Raw genomic sequence first — 13573 nt, forward strand, 5'->3', positions numbered from 1 at the left:
ATCGGGTGACCAACACCAGCCCCGCCGCCATCGGAAGCCTGATCAGGGACGCGCGCAAGCAGCGCGGACTGACCCAGCAGCAACTCGCCGATGAGCTGTCGACCTCGCAGAGCGCCATCCACCGCATCGAGGCAGGCAACCAGAACCTGAGCCTCGAGATGATCAACAAGATCGCCGAGGCACTCGAGTCGCCGCTGATCGCCCGCGCCGATTCCCGCACCATGAACTTCCGCATCCAGGGCGAGACGAAGCTCTCGGGTTCGATCGAGGTGCGTTCCTCGAAGAACGCCGCCGTCGCGCTGCTGTGCGCCAGCCTGATCAACAAGGGCACCACCAAGCTGCGCGGTGTCGCCCGCATCGAAGAGGTGAACCGCATCATCGAGGTGCTCACCTCGATCGGCGTGGAGTGCACCTGGAGCGATGACAAGTCGTTGCTCACCCTGGTGCGCCCCGAGGAGCTCCGGTTGGACGAGATGGACCTCGACGCCGCCCGCCGCACCCGCTCGGTGATCATGTTCCTTGGCCCGCTGCTGCGCTTCTACAGCGAGTTCCAGTTGCCCTACGCCGGTGGCTGCAACCTCGGGTCCCGCACCGTCGAGCCCCACCTGCAGGTGTTGCGCGAGTTCGGGCTCGACGTCGAGGCGACCGAGGGCTTCTACCAGGCCAGGGTCTCGCGCGACATCAAGGGCACCCGGCACGTCACGCTCACCGAGCGCGGTGACACCGTCACCGAGAACGCGCTGCTCGCGGCGGCACAGACCGCCGGTGTGACGGTGCTGCGCAACGCCAGCCCGAACTACATGGTGCAGGACCTGTGCGTCTTCCTCGCCAAGCTCGGCGTCGGCATCGAGGGCATCGGCACCACCACCTTGACCATCACCGGCAAGACCGACATCAACGAGGTGGTCGAGTACTACCCCTCCGAAGACCCGATCGAGGCGATGAGCCTGATCACCGCCGGCATCGTGACCGACTCGGAGTTGACCATCACCCGGGCCCCGATCGAGTTCCTCGAGATCGAGTTGGCCATCCTGGAGGAGATGGGGCTGAAGTTCAGCCTCTCCGAGGAGTACCGCAGCCACAACCAGTTCACCCGGCTGGTCGACATCACGGTGCACCCCTCGAAGCTGAAGGCCCCGGTCGACAAGGTGCACCCGATGCCCTTCCCCGGCCTGAACATCGACAACCTGCCCTTCTTCGCCGTGATCGCAGCCTCGGCCGAGGGCCAGACGATGATCCACGACTGGGTCTACGAGAACCGGGCGATCCACCTGCTCGAACTCGGCAAGCTCGGCGCGACGGTGCAACTGCTCGACCCCCACCGGTTGATCGTCACCGGCCCCACCGGTTGGCGCGCCCGCGACATGGTCTGCCCGCCCGCGCTGCGTCCGGCGGTCTGCCTGTTGCTCGCTGCGCTGGCGGCCCGCGGCGAATCAGTGCTGCGTGACGTCTACGTCATCAACCGCGGTTACGAAGACCTGCCCACCCGGTTGAACAAGCTGGGCGCCAACATCGAGGTCTTCCACGAGTGAGCTGACCACTCAGTCCAGACGCGTGGCCTCGAACCGTTGGTTCGGGGCCACGATCTGTTCCTGGCCGGCCACCAGCTGCAACTCCGAGTGCTCCGACTCCACCGTCACCCTCAACACGCCGTGGACGATGGCCGCCGTCTGCTCCAGCGCGCGGCGCAGCCCACCACCCGAGAGCAGATGGGCGAGGAACATGGCCGAGGTGAGGTCACCCGAACCGGTGAAGTAGCTGGCGAACAGGGGCGTCTCGACCACCCACGCCTCGTCCGCGTTCACGGCGAGCATGCGCATCACCGGTTCATCCGGGGTGACGACCGAGGTGACCAGCACCGTCTCGGGGCCCTGGGAGCGCAGCGCGTGGGCCGCGTCGCGGGCGTCCTCGATGGAGGCGATGGTGCGCCCCGTCAGGAACTCCAACTCGAACAGGTTCGGGCTCATCACGTCGGCGATCGGGGTGACGACGTCGCGGATGAACTCCGGGATGCCGGGGCGCGCGTAGAAGCCGCGACCGACGTCACCCATCACCGGGTCGCAGCAGTAGAGAGCGGCCGGGTTGCGTTGCTTGATCAGCGCCACAGCCTGAACGATCGCGGCCCCGACCTCCTCGCCGCCCTGGTAGCCGCTGAGCACGGCATCAGCCCGCCCCAGTTCGCCTCGGTCGTCGATACCGCGCACCACCTCGAGCACCTCTTCGGCAGGGATCAGCGGTCCGCGCCAAGCCCCGTAGCCGGTGTGGTTCGAGAAGGTCACGGTGTGCACCGGCCACACCTCCACCCCCAGTCGCTGCAGGGGGAACACGGCCGCCGAGTTGCCGACGTGGCCGAAGGCCACGTGGGACTGGATCGAGAGGATGGTCGTCACCCCGGCATTCTTCCACCTGCCCTCGACCGCCCCCCACCGACGGCTTCCTGCCAGACTCGACCCGTGAGCACCCATCCCTACCTCAGCAACGGATTCGTGGCGATGGCCCACCGGGGCGGGTCGCTGTTGCCCGACAACGTCGGCAAGGAGAACACGCTGACCGCCTTCGAACACGCGGTCGGTCTGGGCTACCGCTATCTCGAGACCGACGTGCACCTCACCGCCGATGGGGAACTGGTCGCCTTCCACGACGACCGGCTCGACCGGGTCAGTGACGCCCACGGTCTGATCGCCGAGTTGACCTGGGCACAGGTGCAGCAAGTGCGCGTCAACGGCGAACCGATCCCCCTGTTCCGGGAGGTGCTCGACACCTTTCCCGGGGCCAACCTCAACGTCGACCTGAAGGCGCCCGGCGCCGGGGCCCCGCTGGCGGCCCTGCTCGCCGACCGGGATGCCTTCGACCGGGTCTGCGTGGGCTCCTTCTCGTCGGCGCGGCTGGCTGAGTACCGGCGGCTGGCGGGGCCACGCGCGCTCACGTCGAGCAGCAGGGTCGAGGTGGTGGCCCAGATGGCAGCGGGGCTGGTGTCGTTGCCCGCCCCCGGCGCCGCAGGGGCCCATCAGGTACCCGTCAGACGAGCGGTGGCCGGCCGTCAGGTGCCGGTGGTGACCAGGGGCTTCGTCCGCGGTGCCCACCGAGCGGGTCGGCAGGTGCACGTGTGGACGATCGACGACCCCGACCAGATGCACCACCTGATCGACCTCGGTGTCGACGGCATCGTGAGCGATGCCATCGACGTGCTGAAGACGGTGCTGATCAGCCGCGGTCTCTGGACCGGCCGCTGACCTGGGGTACCAGCATCGGATGCGGCTGTGGGGTGAAACCCTGCGCGGGTTTGCCGCAGATCGCTACGCTCGACGAAGACCGACCTTTGAGGAGGGGACGATGGCTGACCGGGCATTGCGCGGCATGGGCTTGGGGTCCAAGAGCTTCGAGGACGAGGAGGGGATCGAGTTCGCCTCGCGTCTGCAGATCGGGTTCGACTGCCCCCAGGGGCACCACTTCGACCTGACCTTCGCGAGCGAGGCCGAACTGCCGGCGGTGTGGGAGTGCCCCCGCTGCGGCAAGCAGGCCGTCCGTTCCGACGGCACCGTCGCGGCCGAGAAGGACGAGAAGCCCCCGCGCACCCACTGGGACATGCTGATCGAGCGCCGCTCGGTCAGTGACCTCGAGGAACTGCTGCAGGAGCGTCTCGACCTGCACCGCAAGAGCCAGGAGCTCTGAGGACTCAATCGATGACGGAACCCTCGATGGCCTGTGGCGGGTCGTCGGGGGTTTTCTTCGTGGTGCTGGCCGAACCCGGGGCGGGGTCGGGTTCGACCACCTCGCCCGGGATCACGTCGCCGCCCCTGCCCCGTCCGCCTCGTCCGCCCATGGCGCCCGGCAGCATCCCCGACCCGAGACCGAGGCTCTCGACCTGGTGCTCGGCCATCGCCGTCAGCAGTCGTCGCGGGATGGCGCGGGTGAAGGGCAACAGGCAGACCAGGCCGACCACATCGGTGGTGAACCCGGGCAGGGTCAACAGCATCCCACCCGCCAACACCAGCGCCCCGTCGCTCAGTTCGCGGCTGGGAACCTTGCCCGACCCGAACGCGTCGATCAGCGCCCGCCACGCCTTCGTCCCCTCACGTCGCATCAGCCACGTGCCCAGCACCGCGGTCAGCACGAGCAGCCCGATGGTCGGCCACAGACCGATCAGGTCGCCCACCTTCACCAGGATGAGGACCTCGAGGATGGGCAGACCGATGAACACCACCAGTAGGGCGGGCACCAGCCAGCGGGGACGACTCATCGCGAGAACCTGTTCACGTCAGCAGGCTCGGCCATGTCAGCGACCCCCGCGCGTCACCAGGCGCTTGACCTGCTTGGCGCGATGGTCAACACCCCACAAGGTGGTGCGGATCATGGCCTCGACGACGATCGCCTTGTTCATCTTGGAGTCACCGAACTCCCGTTCCACGAACTCGATCGGCACCTCCTTGATGACCAGGCCGGCCTTGTGGGTGCGCCACGCCAGATCGATCTGGAAGCAGTAACCGGCCGACGCGATCTCGTCGAGGCCGATGGTGCGCAGGGTCTCGGCGCGGAAGGCGTTGAAGCCACCCGTCACGTCGTGCAGCGGCAGGCCGAGCACGGCGGCGCTCCAGAGCGAACCGCCGCGGCTGATCACCTTGCGGGCCGCGGGCCAGTTGACGGTGCTGCCCCCTCGCACGTAGCGCGAACCCTTCACCATGTCGGCATCACGCAGGGCATCGAGCAGCAGCGGCAGTTGCTCGGGCTGGTGCGAGCCGTCGGCGTCCATCTCGACGATGGCGTCGTAGTTGCGTTCCAGACCCCAGGCGAATCCGGCGAGGTAGGCGGCGCCCAGACCCTGCTTGCCGGCCCGGTGCATGACGTGGATCTGCGGGTCGCTCTTCGCCAGCCGGTCGGCGATCGCGCCGGTGCCGTCGGGGGAGTTGTCGTCGGCGACGAGCACGTCGGCGACGGGCACGGCCGTGCGCAGCCGTCCCACGATGCTCTCGATGTTCTCGGCCTCGTTGTAGGTCGGGATCACCACGAGCACGGTGGTGATGGGTGGCCTGGTCATCGACAGCTCCTCGTCCGCGGCCACGCCGACTGCGTGGACCTCACGGACCAGCGTAGCCACCCGGGTTCCGCGTGGAGCCCTCGACCCGATGTCTCCCCCCTCGTCGGGCGAGCACGAGCGAGGTCAGCATGGCCAGCAGGGCCACCAGCGCCGCGGCGGACTCCACCCAGGGTCCGACCAGTACCCCGATGGAGACCCCGGAGCGCACCGGGACGTCGTAGGTGCGCGCGGCTGCGGTGGCCTCGCGGGTGCGGTCGAGCACTCGTCCGTGGGGGTCGATCCAACCCGAGAAGGATCCGGTGGTCGCGACCACCACGTCACGCCTCATCTCCATGGCTCGCACCCGGGTGATCTGGAACTGCTGGGCGGGCTGTCCGGTGAAGGTGTAGGTGGAGTTGTTCGACTGCACCACCACCAGTTGCGGGTCGAGTCTGGCCACGTCGTGCACCGAGGAGTCGTAGGCCAACTCGAAGCAGATGATGTCGCCGACCCGCAGGGTGCGGCCCGCCACGGTGGCGCTGGTGACCCCCGGCTTGGTGCCGGGAACCCCCTGCGCTCCGACCTGCTGCAGGATCGGGAAGCGCGGGAGCAGTTCGTCGCGGAACGGGATGTACTCCCCGAAGGGGACCAGATTCCGCTTGTCGTAGCGCTCCCCCGGTCCCTGCTGGGTCCACCACAGCCCCGAGGTCTGTCGTTCGTCGGGGCCGGGGCCGTAGCGGACGATGCCGATGAACATGGGCAGACCCGACAGCTGCTGGGCCTCGGTGATCATCTCGCGGGTGTCGGCGTCGACGGTCGGGTCGATGTCGGTGGAGTTCTCGGGCCACAGCACGAACTGCGGACGAGGATCCAGGCCGGTGCGGGCGCGCGCCATCAGGGCGATCGTCTCCGAGAGGTGGTTGTTGGTGACCGAACGGGCATAGCCCAGCGAATCCGGCCCGGCGGTGCCGTCGACGTTGCCCTGCACCATGCCCACGGCCACCCGTTGGCCCGTCGCCGGGAGGGCGGGGGCCCGTCCCAGCCCCAGTCCGGCCAGCACGATGGCGACGACGACTGCCTCCGAGACCGAGGGCCGCAGCCGGGGACGCTCCACCCAGTGTGCGACGGCTGCGGCGACCAGCGCGCACAGCAGGCTCACCCCCGAGGCGCCCACGAAGCCCAGCCATCCGCCCAGTGGTTGGTCGGCGGTGGTCCAGGCGAGCCGGCCCCACGCGAACCCGCCGAAGGGGTAGCGGGCGGCCGTCCACTCCCCCAGCGACCAGCAGGCTGCCGTCCAGACGGGCCACCAGCGCAATCGGTGGACGAGCGCCACGCCCAGCCCCACCAGGCCGGTGTGCAGCGCCATCAGTCCCACCAGCCCGGGCACGACGAACCAGCCGAGCACCCCGATCCAGCCGACGAGGGCGCCGTAGAAGCCCAGCCCGAACAGGAAGCCGCGCCACACCCCTGCCCGCGCCACCCGCAGGCTCACCCTGCCGTCGGGCTCGAGCCCTCCGCGGGCGAGCCAGAAGAAGGCGGCCGGTCCGAGCAACGCCAGCGGCCACCACTGCAGCGGGGCGAACCCCCCGGCGGTCACGACCCCGGCAAGCACCAGCAGCGGCACCCGCTGCCAGGCGCGCAGGCGGTCGCTGGTCACGCCTGGTCACCCCTGGGGTCGGCGGCGATCAGCGGACGATCGGTGAACAGGGTCGTCAGCGCGATCGTTGTGGCGGTCGACACCTTGGCCTGCAGCCGCATGCGGGTGAGCAACTCGTCCAGTTCGGCGGGCGTGGCCACCTGCACCTTCAACAGGTAGGACGCGTCGCCGGCCACCGAGTAGCAGTCGGTCACCTCGGGCATCGTCCCGATCACCGCAGGCACGAGTTCGTCCTCGGCCGGGTCGAAGGGCCTGATCGAGATGAATGCCGTCAGGGTGCGCCCGAGTTGCTCGGGGCTCAGCACCGCCCGGTACGAGGTGATCACCCCGCGCTGCTCGAGCCTCCGCACACGCTGTTGGGCGGCAGAGGTCGACAGCCCCGTCGCCTTGCCGATGTCGGTGTAGGACATGCGGCCGTCCTCGGCCAGGAGCGCAAGAATGTGGTGATCAATGGTCTCCATGCCGCCCATCGTGGCACCATTCCGCGTGTGACCCCGACTCCGCTCATGGTTTTCGACACCGCGTCGCTCTACTTCCGGTCGTTCTTCGGGGTGCCCAATTCCGTGACCTCCCCCGATGGCACCCCCGTGAACGCGGTCCGCGGACTGATGGACTCGCTGGCCCGACTCATCGAGCAGTACCACCCTGGAGCCATCGCCTGCGCGTGGGACAACGACTGGCGCCCGACCTGGCGGGTCGACCTCGTGCCCAGCTACAAGGCCCACCGCGTCGCGCAGGTCGTCGGTGACGCCGCACACGAGGTGGTGGGGGCAGGCGGCACCGGTGCCGTCAGTGGACAGGCCGAGGAGGCCGCCGACGAGTTGGCCGTGCAGGTACCGATCATCCGCGAGGTGCTCGCTGCCTACGGGATCCCGGTGATCGGCGTCGACGACCACGAGGCCGACGACGTGCTGGGGTCCCTCGCCCACCAGGCCACCCGTCCGGTGCTGGTGGTGACCGGCGATCGTGACCTGTTCCAACTGGCAACCGGTGAGGTGAAGGTGATCTACGTCGGCAAGGGCGTCGCCAAGCACGACCTGGTCGATTCCGCCTGGGTCGAGGCCAAGTACGGGGTGAACGCCGACCAGTACGTCGACTTCTCGGTGCTCCGCGGTGACGCCTCCGACGGTCTGCCCGGCGTGGCGGGGATCGGGGAGAAGTCCGCCGCTCAGCTGATCCAGGCCTACGGCGGGCTGGACGAGATCGCGGTGGCCGCCACCGATCCCGATTCGGGCATGTCCAACGGCCTGCGCACCAAGCTGGCGGGCGCCGTCGAGTACCTCGGACCCGCCCAGGTGGTGGTGCAGGTGGTCACCGACCTCGACCTGCCGAGCGTCGACGACCTGGAGTCACTGCCCTGGGACGGGGAGCGGGTGGCGGCCCTGAGTGAACGGTGGGGGCTCGGGTCGTCAGCCGAGCGGCTCAACGCAGCGCTGGGTCACTGACAGGGTTCAGTGACTCGTCGGCGTGCCAGCGCTGCGAGTGCAACACGTAGATCGCGGCCCCGGCGGTCAGGTTCGGACGAAGGCCCGAGAACCAGGAGGCCCGCGCGTCCTCGGCCAGCGGCACCCGCCGCTCGACGACCAGGCCGAGCCGGTCGAAGAGCAGCTCGAGTTCGTAGAGCGACGACATCCTCAGGTTCGGGGTGTCGTACCAGTGGTACGGCAGGTCCTTGTTGACCGGCATCCGTCCGGTCAGCAGCCGGAGTCGGTGCCGCCACAGCCCGAAGTTGGGCATCGAGACGACCAGCCGGTGGCCGATCCTGGCCATCTCGCTGAGCAGTTGTTCCGGTTGGTGCACCGTCTGCAGGGTGCGCGAGAGCACGACGACGTCGTAGGAGCTGTCGGCGAACTCCCCCAGTTGGTGGTCGAGGTCGAGCTCGATGACGGGCACGCGATGGCCGATCGCCGCGATCACCTGCTCGGGGTCCTTCTCGACACCGGTGCCGACGCAGGCCCTGGTGCGGAACAGGTGGGCGAGCAGGGCCCCGTCGCCGCAGCCCAGGTCGAGCACCCGGGAGCCCTCGGGCACCAACCCGGCCAGCAGTTGCAGATCCGCGCGCAGCACCATCAGAAGCCCTCCACCTCACGGTTGGCGGTCAGGAAGGCCTCGATCGTCTCGTGGTAGGTCGGCACCTCGAGCAGGAACGAGTCGTGGCCCCAGTCGGAACGCACCTCACGGAAGCTGACCGGGAGCCCCGCCTGTTCGAGCACCCGGACGATCCTGCGGCTGTGCTCGGTCGAGAAGCGCCAGTCGGAGTCGAAGCTCATCACCAGGAAGTCGACCGGGTCGTCCAGCAACGTGGTCAGGGCGGCCGGATCGGCGAACGGGTCGAAGTAGTCCATCACCCGCGTGAGGTAGAGGTAGCTGAGCGCGTCGAACCGCGACAGGAAGGCCTCACCCTGGTGGTCGAGGTATGACTCGACCGCGAAGTCGATCCCGAACCCCGGGGTGGGTTCGGTCTGCGGATCCCGTCCGAACTTGGTCTGGAAGGCCTCCTCCGACAGGTAGGTGATGTGCGCCATCATCCGGGCGATGGCCAACCCGACGTCGGGGTTGTGGCCGTGTTGGGCGAACTGGCCCGCGTGGAAGTTCTCGTCGCGCATGATGGCTTGGCGTCCCACCGCCGAGAAGGCGATGTTCTGGGCCGTCAACCGGCTGGACGAGGCGATCATCACGGCACGCTGCAGGGTCTGGGGGGCCTGTAGCGCCCACTGCAGGGCCTGCATCCCACCCAACGAGCCACCAACAACCGCGTGGAACGTCTCGATGCCCAGGTGTCGGGCCAGGGCCAAGTGCACGTCGACGAAGTCGCTCATCTGTACCAGGGGGAAGTCGAGGCCGTAGGCGCGTCCGGTCGCCGGATTGGTGGAACTGGGCCCGGTGGTCCCTTGGCACCCGCCCAGCAGGTTGCTGCTGACCACGAACCAGCGGTCGGTGTCGACGGCCCGACCGGGACCGATCAGGTTGTCCCACCAGCCGGGTCGCCGGTCACCCTCGTGCCATCCCGCCGCGTGGGCGTCGCCGGTCAGCGCGTGACAGATGTAGACGGCGTTGTCGCGTGCGGCATTCAGGGTGCCGTAGGTCTCGTAGGCCACGTCGACGGGCCCCAGCGTCGCCCCGCTGGCCAGTTCGAGCGGCTGGTCCTCGTCGAACAGCCGCACGTTGTGCGTCGTCACCAGACCCAGGCCGGGGTCGGGGGCGGGTGCACTCATGCGTCCCAGTCTGTCGCACCGACCCGGCGACGGCGAACCCCGTTCACTGTGGGCTGGTTCAGTGTGGGCTGGTTGCTCAGTCCGGGCTGGCGACCTGCACCGGCGTCGCCGACAGCACGTCGGTCAGCACAGTGGGGTCGATCTTCACCAGGAACCCGCGCCGGCCACCGTTGATGGCGATCTCGTCGAGGTCGAGCACCGTCGACTCCACGAAGACGGGCATCGGCTTGCGCACCCCGAACGGGGAGGTGCCGCCGATCTGGTAGCCGCTGTGGCGCTGGGCGATCGCCGGTGTGCACGGGGTCACCGACTTGCACCCGATCTGGCGGGCCAACTGCTTGGTCGAGACCTCACGGTCGCCGTGCATCAGGACGACCAGCGGCTGCGCCTCCTCGTCCTGCATCACCAGGGTCTTGATGACGGCATGCTCGTCGAGGCCCAGTTGTCGGGCCGACTCCGAGGTGCCACCGTGGTCGACCCACGAGTAGACCAAGGGGTCGAAGGACACCCCCGCTCGTCGCAGCACCGTCGTCGCGGGGGTCTCGGAAGGGTGTGTTCGCCTGCCCATGCACGGACGGTAATCGATGCACAGGTGCAGCACGCCGGTGTCCCCCCTATTTGAACTCAGTGCGCCATCAACAACGCGGTCGTCCTCCAGCCCAGCGCCAATCCCGTCAACACGGGGTTCACCGCCCCATTGGTCACGTGGACCGAGGTGTCGGCGACGGCGAGGTTTTCGTGCCCCCAGACCCGTCCGCGCGGGTCGACCACCGAGGTGGCCGGATCGTCCCCCATCCGGCAGGTGCCCGCCTGGTGCTGACCGACGGACGGCCCGCCCGAGAGTTCCTGGTCGCTCGCTGCCACACCCGTCCCGCCCGAGACACCCGTGCCACCCGACGGCAGGCCGAACACCTCGCGACACCCGGCGGCCTCGAGCCACTCGACCGCACGCTCGAGCATGAACGCGGCGGTGCGATGGTCCTCCCGGTGCAGGCGACCCGACAGCCGCGCCACCGGGACCCCCCACGCATCGGTCACCCCGTGCGCCAGGCGCACGCGTGCGTCGGCGGTCGTCACCTCCTGGATGGGTCCGAAGATCATGATGTGTCGCCGGTAGTGGCGCGCCAGGCCGGCGTGCACCCCGGCTCCGTGGTCGGGCAGGACTCCCGCCCGCTGCAGCACCGAGATGGTGAACTCGGGCAGGGGGACGAAGTCGTTGGCCAGCATGCCGCCCCCGACGATGCCGGGGTTGCCGTGGCGGAACCCCGACACGGCGATGGTGGGGCCCGGACCGACACCGTCCTGGATCACCTCGTCGGTCAGTCCCAGCGCTCCCGGGTAGAGGTGGGCCTGCAGGTGTCGTCCCACCTGGTCCGATCGGTTGCCGAGACCGTCGGGCTCACCGTCGTGCGCGCTCAGCAGGAGCAGCCGGGCCGACTCGACCGCCCCCGCGGCGAGCACCACCTTCCCGGCGCGTACCCACCGGCGGGCCCCGGTCGTGAGGTCGACCAGGTCGACGCCGTCGACCCGACCGTGGTGGGTCGTGATCCGGACGGCGCGGGTGCCCGTGACCAGCGAGCAGAGGCCCGTGGCCAGAGCCAGAGGCAGCGCCGTGTTGTGGGTGCCGTTCTTGGCCTCGGCCCGACACGGGAAGCCCACACAGGCCCCACACGCGCGGCAGGCGGGGCGTCCACCGCGTTCGACGGAGTTGATCAGCAGCGGCACCCGGTTGGTCGACCAGCCCAGTCGAGCCGCCGCTTCGGCCATCACCTCACCCGAGTGGTTCATCGGCAGCGGGGGCATCGGGTAGGGCTCGTCGGTACCGGCGAAGCGGTTGCCCTCGCGTGACCCGCTCACCCCCAACTCGTGTTCCACCCTCAGGTACCAGGGGGCGATGTCGTCGACGCTCACCGGCCAGTCAGCCAGGCTCGATCCCTCGGGCACCCCGTACGTGGACGCCATCCTGAAGTCCTCCCGGCTGAACCGCCATGCCTGGGCGCCGAACACGCGGGTGCCGCCCCCGACGGTGAAAGCGTTGTTGCTCCACCGTCCCTCGGTGGCGAGCGCCGGCTCGGGCGGCTCCCCCACGACCCGCGGGTTGGGGGCGAGCTCCGGCCCGGCGGGGGTCTCCAGCCCGGTGACGAACCGTTGGTTGCGCAAGGCGTCCGGACGAGCCCGCTCGGCACCGAGCCAGCTGCCCGCCTCGACCAACAGCACCGTCGCGCCGGACTCCGCTGCCACCTTGGCGGCGAGGCTGCCGATGCCCGAGCCGATGACGACCACGTCGTAGCCCTCGTGCACGTCACCGAAGGCGGTGGTGCGGGGCGGGGCCAGACTCACCGGGGGCCAGCCTCCCCCGTCGGCGGGTTCGGTGGTGAACCCCACCTCACGCCAGGACGACACCTGGTCGGCGGGCAGTTGGCGGGGATTGGCCCACCGTGCCTGCTCGGCCAGGGCGACGGCATCGGCGAAGGCTGGGTGGTCGGACGCGTCGTCCGGTGCCCCGGCCAGGCGCAGCACCGCGGCCAACCGCTCAGGCTGGTCGGCCTGCCAGGCCTGGGCCACGGCGTCGACGTCGAGCGGGTCGACGCCCGGTGAGAGACGTTCGGCCAACTGGTGCAGGGTGCTCACGATTCGTCCGTCCTCGGTGCGGTGGGGGTGCTGGCTCGGGGGTGTGGCGCCGCGGTCGAGGCGCGCCGCTGCAGCGTCGCCACCGTGGCCACGTCCCGCGGCGATCGGGTCGGGTCGTCCAGCCGGCTGGTAATGGAGTCGAGGATCGCCTCGACGGTGAGGTCTACGTCCTGGCGGACGGTGGTCAGTTGGTGGTACGACCGGGCGGCCACGTCGCTGTCGTCGTAGCCGGTGACCGAGATGTCCTCGGGCACCGAGACGCCGGCGCGGGCGAGCACCGCCAGGACTCCCGCTGCGCACTGGTCGGAACCTGTCACCACCGCGGTGGGCCGTTGGCTGCGTGCCAGCAGCACCCTGGCCGCGGCGGCCCCGTCCTCCTCACCGAAGCCGACCTCGACGACGTCGATGTGATCGGTCAGTCCGGCCGCTGCCATCGCACTGCGGTAGGCGGCCGCCCGGTCCGAACCGACACCGGCGGGTAGGCCGCCGGCGTAGGTGATGCGGGTGTGGCCCAGCTCGACGAGGTGGTCGACCACCAGCTGCAGACCGTTCTCGTCATCGGTGCGGACGACGTCGACCCCGGGAACGGTCGTCCGCTCCCCCAGCCAGACCACCGGCATCAACTCGATGGCTGCCCGCAGTGCGGCAGAGCCGGGGTCGGGGTTGTAGCAGGCCAGGGCCTCGACGCGACGTTCCAGGAGTTGGGTGACCACCACCTCGGTCGTCCGCTTCTCGGTGACCGGGCCCAGGGCGACCAGGTGACCCTGCTCGGCTGCCCGCTCCAGCAGTCGGTCGACCACCCGCAACTCGAACGCATTGTGCGAGGTGTAGAGCACCCCGATCAGCCCGGTGCGACGTTGCCTGAGCAGTCGGGCGGAAGCGTTGGCGTGGTAGCCCAGTTGCTTCGCCGCGGCGAGCACGCGCTCGCGGGAGTGGTCACTGGGCCCGGGCTGGCCGCGCATCACCAACGAGACGGTCTGCCGCGAGACACCGGCCCGGTCTGCCACGTCCTTCATGGTGGGCAGGACGCCGGGATGGTCGCTGGACATGCCACCA

General features: G+C 69.5%; 14 protein-coding genes. 4 read left to right on the top strand and 10 right to left on the bottom strand.

The features are described from left to right. The first annotated feature begins 5 nt into the window (after positions 1 to 5). A complete protein-coding gene (locus H507_RS0108005; RefSeq protein ID WP_022910203.1) occupies positions 6 to 1532 on the top strand; it encodes a helix-turn-helix domain-containing protein in 1527 nt (508 codons plus the stop codon). 9 nt (positions 1533 to 1541) lie between these two features. Here the strand turns inward: H507_RS0108005 and pdxY are convergent, their stop codons facing one another. Then, positions 1542 to 2390 carry a pyridoxal kinase PdxY gene (gene pdxY / locus H507_RS0108010; protein WP_022910204.1) on the bottom strand — a complete coding sequence of 283 codons (849 nt, stop codon included), beginning with the start codon at positions 2388 to 2390 and terminating at the stop codon, positions 1542 to 1544. 63 nt (positions 2391 to 2453) lie between these two features. Here pdxY and H507_RS0108015 point away from each other — a divergent pair, with 63 nt between their 5' ends. Then, positions 2454 to 3233: a glycerophosphodiester phosphodiesterase family protein gene (locus H507_RS0108015; RefSeq protein WP_026377960.1), complete on the top strand. Its 780-nt coding sequence runs from the start codon at positions 2454 to 2456 to the stop codon at positions 3231 to 3233. A 100-nt stretch (positions 3234 to 3333) separates the two neighbouring features. Continuing rightward, positions 3334 to 3672 carry an RNA polymerase-binding protein RbpA gene (locus H507_RS0108020; protein ID WP_026377961.1) on the top strand — a complete coding sequence of 113 codons (339 nt, stop codon included), beginning with the start codon at positions 3334 to 3336 and terminating at the stop codon, positions 3670 to 3672. Positions 3673 to 3676: 4 nt separating this feature from the next. Here the strand turns inward: H507_RS0108020 and H507_RS15590 are convergent, their stop codons facing one another. Genes H507_RS15590 through H507_RS0108040 form a run of 4 tightly spaced genes read right to left on the bottom strand, consistent with a single transcriptional unit; the run spans position 3677 to position 7132 of the window. Next, the gene (locus H507_RS15590; protein WP_022910205.1) at positions 3677 to 4240 is read right to left on the bottom strand and encodes an FxsA family protein; all 564 of its coding nucleotides are present in this window, start codon (positions 4238 to 4240) and stop codon (positions 3677 to 3679) included. A gap of 36 nt (positions 4241 to 4276) precedes the next feature. Beyond that, on the bottom strand, positions 4277 to 5035 hold the full coding sequence (locus H507_RS15595) for a polyprenol monophosphomannose synthase (RefSeq protein ID WP_040438168.1): 759 nt from the start codon (positions 5033 to 5035) through the stop codon (positions 4277 to 4279). Positions 5036 to 5075: 40 nt separating this feature from the next. Further along, positions 5076 to 6671, bottom strand: coding sequence for an apolipoprotein N-acyltransferase (gene lnt, locus H507_RS15600; RefSeq protein ID WP_022910207.1), 1596 nt, complete (start codon positions 6669 to 6671; stop codon positions 5076 to 5078). Then, positions 6668 to 7132: an Lrp/AsnC family transcriptional regulator gene (locus tag H507_RS0108040; RefSeq protein ID WP_026377962.1), complete on the bottom strand. Its 465-nt coding sequence runs from the start codon at positions 7130 to 7132 to the stop codon at positions 6668 to 6670. Before H507_RS0108040 ends, lnt begins: the two co-directional genes overlap by 4 nt. A 45-nt stretch (positions 7133 to 7177) precedes the next feature. On the opposite strand from H507_RS0108040, the gene H507_RS0108045 reads away from it, so the two are divergent. Then, on the top strand, positions 7178 to 8116 hold the full coding sequence (locus H507_RS0108045; protein WP_026377963.1) for a 5'-3' exonuclease: 939 nt from the start codon (positions 7178 to 7180) through the stop codon (positions 8114 to 8116). Here H507_RS0108045 and metW read toward each other — a convergent pair. The 5 genes from metW to H507_RS0108070 form a co-directional block, all read right to left on the bottom strand. After that, a complete protein-coding gene (metW, locus tag H507_RS15605) occupies positions 8094 to 8741 on the bottom strand; it encodes a methionine biosynthesis protein MetW (RefSeq protein ID WP_022910210.1) in 648 nt (215 codons plus the stop codon). The genes H507_RS0108045 and metW overlap by 23 nt on opposite strands. Beyond that, complete coding sequence (gene metX, locus H507_RS15610; RefSeq protein WP_022910211.1) at positions 8741 to 9886, bottom strand: homoserine O-acetyltransferase MetX; 1146 nt, start codon at positions 9884 to 9886, stop codon at positions 8741 to 8743. Before metX ends, metW begins: the two co-directional genes overlap by 1 nt. 76 nt (positions 9887 to 9962) lie before the next feature. Then, on the bottom strand, positions 9963 to 10454 hold the full coding sequence (locus tag H507_RS0108060) for an aminoacyl-tRNA deacylase (RefSeq protein WP_026377964.1): 492 nt from the start codon (positions 10452 to 10454) through the stop codon (positions 9963 to 9965). Positions 10455 to 10510: 56 nt separating this feature from the next. Then, positions 10511 to 12517: a GMC family oxidoreductase gene (locus H507_RS15615; protein WP_022910213.1), complete on the bottom strand. Its 2007-nt coding sequence runs from the start codon at positions 12515 to 12517 to the stop codon at positions 10511 to 10513. Further along, positions 12514 to 13566 carry a LacI family DNA-binding transcriptional regulator gene (locus H507_RS0108070; protein WP_022910214.1) on the bottom strand — a complete coding sequence of 351 codons (1053 nt, stop codon included), beginning with the start codon at positions 13564 to 13566 and terminating at the stop codon, positions 12514 to 12516. The genes H507_RS15615 and H507_RS0108070 overlap by 4 nt, the downstream gene beginning before the upstream one ends. Positions 13567 to 13573 lie beyond the last annotated feature (7 nt).

This window comes from Aestuariimicrobium kwangyangense DSM 21549 (assembly GCF_000421525.1).
GTDB lineage: Bacteria > Actinomycetota > Actinomycetes > Propionibacteriales > Propionibacteriaceae > Aestuariimicrobium > Aestuariimicrobium kwangyangense.

Excerpts from the sequence above, each read along its gene's own strand:
- H507_RS0108020 (WP_026377961.1), top strand. The coding sequence starts at position 3,334 with ATGGCTGACCGGGCATTGCGCGGCATGGGCTTGGGGTCCAAGAGCTTC.
- H507_RS15590 (WP_022910205.1), bottom strand. The coding sequence starts at position 4,240 with ATGAGTCGTCCCCGCTGGCTGGTGCCCGCCCTACTGGTGGTGTTCATC.
- H507_RS15595 (WP_040438168.1), bottom strand. The coding sequence starts at position 5,035 with ATGACCAGGCCACCCATCACCACCGTGCTCGTGGTGATCCCGACCTAC.
- H507_RS0108040 (WP_026377962.1), bottom strand. The coding sequence starts at position 7,132 with ATGGAGACCATTGATCACCACATTCTTGCGCTCCTGGCCGAGGACGGC.
- H507_RS0108045 (WP_026377963.1), top strand. The coding sequence starts at position 7,178 with ATGGTTTTCGACACCGCGTCGCTCTACTTCCGGTCGTTCTTCGGGGTG.
- metW (WP_022910210.1), bottom strand. The coding sequence starts at position 8,741 with ATGGTGCTGCGCGCGGATCTGCAACTGCTGGCCGGGTTGGTGCCCGAG.
- metX (WP_022910211.1), bottom strand. The coding sequence starts at position 9,886 with ATGAGTGCACCCGCCCCCGACCCCGGCCTGGGTCTGGTGACGACGCAC.
- H507_RS0108060 (WP_026377964.1), bottom strand. The coding sequence starts at position 10,454 with ATGGGCAGGCGAACACACCCTTCCGAGACCCCCGCGACGACGGTGCTG.
- H507_RS0108070 (WP_022910214.1), bottom strand. The coding sequence starts at position 13,566 with ATGTCCAGCGACCATCCCGGCGTCCTGCCCACCATGAAGGACGTGGCA.